The 4,765-nt window shown below is 67.6% G+C and carries 4 protein-coding genes and 1 pseudogene; 2 read left to right on the forward strand and 3 right to left on the reverse strand.

Features of this window, described 5'->3' with window-relative positions:
• Nucleotides 1–733, forward strand: a pseudogene (locus AC1VAN_RS11785) (hypothetical protein); the annotation flags it as partial.
• Between the two features lie 84 nt (nucleotides 734–817).
• On the opposite strand, the gene AC1VAN_RS11790 reads toward AC1VAN_RS11785, so the two are convergent.
• The 3 genes from AC1VAN_RS11790 to AC1VAN_RS11800 all read right to left on the reverse strand — a co-directional run bounded on the left by AC1VAN_RS11790 (nucleotide 818) and on the right by AC1VAN_RS11800 (nucleotide 3,657).
• Nucleotides 818–2,176, reverse strand: a complete 1,359-nt coding sequence (locus AC1VAN_RS11790; protein ID WP_025874136.1) for a TolC family outer membrane protein — start codon at nucleotides 2,174–2,176, stop codon at nucleotides 818–820.
• Nucleotides 2,177–2,192: 16 nt separating this feature from the next.
• The gene (locus tag AC1VAN_RS11795; RefSeq protein WP_480985854.1) at nucleotides 2,193–2,840 is read right to left on the reverse strand and encodes a protein-L-isoaspartate O-methyltransferase family protein; all 648 of its coding nucleotides are present in this window, start codon (nucleotides 2,838–2,840) and stop codon (nucleotides 2,193–2,195) included.
• A gap of 136 nt (nucleotides 2,841–2,976) precedes the next feature.
• Nucleotides 2,977–3,657: a TetR/AcrR family transcriptional regulator gene (locus AC1VAN_RS11800; protein WP_032975445.1), complete on the reverse strand. Its 681-nt coding sequence runs from the start codon at nucleotides 3,655–3,657 to the stop codon at nucleotides 2,977–2,979.
• Nucleotides 3,658–3,780: 123 nt separating this feature from the next.
• On the opposite strand from AC1VAN_RS11800, the gene AC1VAN_RS11805 reads away from it, so the two are divergent.
• Nucleotides 3,781–4,765: efflux RND transporter periplasmic adaptor subunit (locus tag AC1VAN_RS11805; protein ID WP_480985855.1), on the forward strand; the 985-nt coding region annotated here is incomplete at its 3' end.

Consider the following 4,765-nt stretch of genomic DNA (forward strand, 5'->3'; position numbering starts at 1 on the left):
GCCATCGGCTACCGCGCCCTATCGCTTCGGGTTGGGTGGCGTGCTGGCAGCGGGCGTGGCATTGCTCGGCGTCCTGCTGGGTGCGGGCCTGCTGGCAGGGTTTTCCGGGCGGGTGCCGCGCCCTCGTTCGCAGGTTTCCAGAGCCGCTGGCGCAGCGGTGCTGATGGCGATGTTGTGGCTGATGGTACTGGCTGCGCTGCAGTCGGGCCTTGTCGAGTTTGCTGCGTTGGCCAGCACGCGGCCGCTGTCGGTGGCGTTGCAGGGGATCCCGCAGCTGCAGTGGTTGCTGCCACTGTTGCCGTTGGCGGGCGGCGCGGGGCTGGCGGCCCTGCAGTTGGTGCTGCTGCTGTTGGCAGCGCGGCTGGGGAGGGAAGTCTGRCCGCCGAAGTCCGGCGCAGTGGGTACCGGTGCGCGTTTGCTGCTGACGCTGGCGCTGACCGTGCTGTCGGCGGCGTTGGCGCTGTCGCTGCCGGAGGAGTGGCTTCCACAGTTGCCGGGGCCCGCAGGCCTGCTGGTCCTGGCCGCCGTGTGCCTCGGCGTTGCCCGCAGCCAGTGGCAGGTGCGGGCCGCGGCCGGCGAACGACGGCTGATCCCGATGGTGCTCTCCCCAGTGGCAACCGCACTGTGCCTGTTGCCGGCAGCCACGTCGCGGCTGTTTCTACCGGTGCTGGTGGTGCTGGCGGTCGTGTTGGCAGGCGTCCTGTTGCGTCGGCGCGCCGGGCGTTCGCGCTAGCGCCCCCACACACCGCAGGCCACCTGCAATCAATAAAAAAGCCACCCTCGCGGGTGGCTTTGTGACCAGGCCGGTCGCGCCGACTCAGTTCGTGGTCGTCGACGGGTTGCCCGCGTCCTGGGTCAGCAGGCGGTTGATGTCCTGCAGTTCGGCGACATCCAGGCCACCCACGGCCTGGCTCAGCAGCAGGCGGTTCTGCAGGAAGTTGTAGCGGGCCTGCGCGTAATCCAGCTGTGCGGAGAACAGGATGCGCTGGTTCTGGATCACGTCCAGCACGGTGCGGGTACCCACTTCCAGGCCGACCTGCGAGGCATCGTAGGCGCTCTGCGCGGAAACCACGGCCAAACGGCGCGCTTCCACTTCGCTGATGCCCTGCACCAGGGTCTGGTAGGCATTGCGGGTGTTGCGGTCCAGCGCGCGCTTCTGCTGCTCGAAACCATCCTGGGCGATGTCACGCTGGGCCAGCGCCTGGCGCACGCCGGACTGGGTGGCGCCGCCGGAGAAGATCGGCACGCTCAGGGTCAGGCCGATGCTGTTGGTGCGTGCATCGGGGGAGAGCGAACCGGCGCCGACGCTGTCGCCCCAGGTCGCGCTCTTGCCCCAGCTGCCGCCCAGCGACAGGGTCGGGTAGTGACCGCCACGGGCGGCCTGCACGCCGGCTTCGGCGGCACCGACCTTCAGCTCCTGCGCCTTCAGCGCCGGATTCTGCGTGGTCGCCTGCTGCACCAGCTGGTCCAGGTTGCCGCGGTTGGCCGGCACTTCCGGCCGGAAATCGGCCGGCAGGCCCTTCAGGTTGACCACGGGCTGGCCGGTCAGTTCGGTCAGGGCCTGGTAGTTATCGGCCAGGGTGTTCTGCGCAACGATGGTGTTGGCGCGCGCCTGGTCGTACTGGGCGCGGGCCTCGTGCACGTCGGTGATCGGCGCCAGGCCCACTTCCAGGCGCTTGTCGGCGAAGTCGAACTGCTTCTTCGCGGCCGCTTCATTGGTCTGTGCGGCGTTCAGCGATTCGATCGCCACCAGCACGTTGAAGTAGGCCGCCGAGGTGCGCACGATCAGGTTGTCGTTGGCCGAGTCGAGGGTGAAATCAGCCGCCTTGCTCAGCTCGCGCTGCGAGCGCAGGTTGTTGATCTGCGTCCAGTTGAACAGCGTCTGCGAACCGTCGATCGTGTAGTTGCGGCGCTTGCTGGTGACCGTGCCGGAGTTGGCGTCATGGTCGGCTTCGGTGCGGGTGCGGCTCAACTGGGCCTGGCCATTGATCTGCGGCAGCAGGGCAGCACGCGCCTGCACGGCGCCTTCCTTGTCGTACAGCCGGGTGGATTCGGCGGCGGACAGCTGCGGGTCACCATTGCGCGCCATTTCATAGACCTGCAGCAGGTCGGCGGCATGGGCGGACAACGGCAGCAGGGCAGTGGCCAGCGCAACAGCGAGGGATCGGCGKATCATTGCGGCTTCCTTGGACTCAGAGGTGGAACTGGGGGGCCGGGGCGGCACCACGCAGGTAATCGATATCGGTCTCGAACAGCGACTCGGTGCTGCCATCGGCCTTCACCAGCAGTGCTTCCATCGCCGGCGAACGGCCCTGGATGACATACAGGCGACCACCCGGACGCAACCACGAAGCAAACTGTGACGGCACCACGTCGACGGCGCCAGTGACACAGATCACGTCGAAGCGGCGTTYGGTCTGCCAGGCCAGGCCATCGGCCACTTCCACGCGCACGTTGGTGCCGAGGCCGGTGGCATCCAGGCGGGCGCGCGCAGCGGCGGCCAGTTCCGGGTCGATTTCCAGGCTCAGCACGTCGCGCGCCAGCGCGCCGATGCAGGCCGACAGGAAGCCGCTGCCGGTGCCGATTTCCAGCACTTCGTCACCCGGCTGCAGATCCAGTGCCTGCAGGGTACGGCCCTCGATGACCGGCTTCATCATCTTCTGGCCGTTGCCGATCGGCAGTTCGACATCGGCATAGGCCAGCGCCCGGTGCGCGTCGGCGACGAAGGCCTCGCGCGGCAGGCGGGCCAGGACGTCGAGCACCTTGATGTCCAGCACGTCCCAGGGACGGATCTGCTGTTCCACCATCAGTTCGCGGGCGTGGGCGTAATCAATCGTCATGAGGTTCAAATCCAGCGCAGTGGGCCGGCCATTTTACCGGTGCCGGAGGCCGGCGGCGCGCCCAGAGCATCAGCTGCGGGGTGGCCGGGGTCGCAGTGCCGGAAGTCATCGCGACCTCCGGTTCGTTCAGTTTTGGTTATCCAGCATTCCCAGCCCCCCGCGGCGCGTAGGCGCGCAGGAAGAAATCCACACTGGCGGCCACATGGATCGCAGCATCGGTCTCGACGGGGGACAGTGGCATGCCGCACATCATATGCATGTGCACTTCGCCCTTCACCAGGGTCAGGAACTGCTGGCCGGCGATGTAGCAGTCCGGGATATCCAGTTCGCCGCGCTCGGCACGCGAACGCATGAAGTCGGCCAGTGCCTCGCAGGTGCGTTGCGGGCCCGCCTGCCAGAACAGTTCGCGCAGGCGCTCGTCGGTCTCCGGCGCCATCATCATCCGCTGGATCGACAGGGCCGCGTCGGAGGTGATCATCTCGAAGAACGCCATGCCGATGCCCAGCAACTGGTCACGCAGGGGGCCTTCGACGTCGGCCACGAACAGCGCGTCGGGCAGCATCTCGATGCACTTGGACTGCACAGCTTCGGAGAACAGGGTCTCTTTGTCGCCGAAATGGCTGTAAACGGTCAGCTTCGAGACGCCGGCCTGGGCAGCAATGCTGTCCATGCTCACGCCGCTGTAGCCCTGTTCGATGAACAGTGTCTTGGCTGCCTCGAGTATTGCCGCGCGCTTGCCCAGATCCTTGGGGCGCCCGGGACCGGCAGCCTTGGCAGCGGGCTTGGCCGTCGGCTTTCGGGAAGTGGGAGAACTCATTCCGCTAATACTAGACCAAGCGGTTCGATATTTATACTATACCGACTGGTTCACTAATGTCCGCGTTGCAACAGTATGTTGCCGGCGCGTTCCCCCCGGATTTCTTTTCAGGTCCTGTACCTCATGAAAAACATGCGTTGGTTGGGCGTAGGCGTACTGGTCGYGGTGTTGGCAGCGTGCGGCAAGCAGGCCGCCGAGCCGGCGGCGGCCATCCCGGTGCTGGTGGTGCATCCCACCACGCAGGATGGACAGGCCGCGGCCGCCTACCCCGGCGAGGTGCGTGCCCGCCAGGAAAGCCCACTGTCGTTCCGGGTTGGCGGCAACCTGGTCAGGCGCTTCGTCGACGCAGGCGAGCGGGTGAAGAAGGGCCAGCTGCTGGCCGAGCTGGATGCGGCCGACTACGCCTCGCAGGCGGCGGCGTCGCAGGCGCAGCTGGCGGCGGCGGAAGCAGACCTGGTGCGCGCGCGCGATGACCAGAAGCGCTATGCCAAGCTGGCGGAAGACCAGCTGGTGAGCCGCTCGGCACTGGACCAGCAGACGGCGGCATTCAAGGCTGCACAGGGCCAGGCCAACGCCGCCCGGGCCAACCTCGCCGTGGCCCGCAACCAGGCCGAGTACGCGCAGCTGCGCGCGCCCGCCGATGGCGTGATCGCCAGCCGCCAGGCCGAAGCCGGCCAGGTCGTGAGCGCGGGGCAGACGGTGTTCACCCTGGCCGCCGATGGTGGCCGTGAGGTGCTGATCGCGCTGCCGGAAAGCAGCATCCGCGACTACAAGGTTGGCCAGTCGGTGCAGGTGGAACTGTGGAACCGTCCGGGCCAGCTGCTGCCGGGCACCCTGCGCGAGATCGCCCCGGCCGCCGATGCACAGGCGCGCACCTATGCCACGCGCGTGAGCCTGGCGCCGGAAGCACTGAGCGAAGTGGAACTGGGCCAGAGTGCGCGGGTGTTTGCCACCGCCGGGCGCAGTGGTGCGTTGCAGCTGCCGCTGGCGGCTGTGCTGCGCGGCAGTGATGGCAAGGCCAGCGTGTGGGTGGTCAATCCGTCCAACGGTGCATTGAAGGCAACGCCGGTGCAGGTGGGTGCCTACGGCGCGCAGGCCGTGCCGGTCG

The sequence above is a fragment of the Stenotrophomonas sp. 05L44_2 genome (assembly GCF_056665995.1).

Coding starts and splice junctions, on each gene's coding strand:
- AC1VAN_RS11800 (WP_032975445.1), bottom strand. CDS start 3,657: ATGAGTTCTCCCACTTCCCGAAAGCCGACGGCCAAGCCCGCTGCCAAG.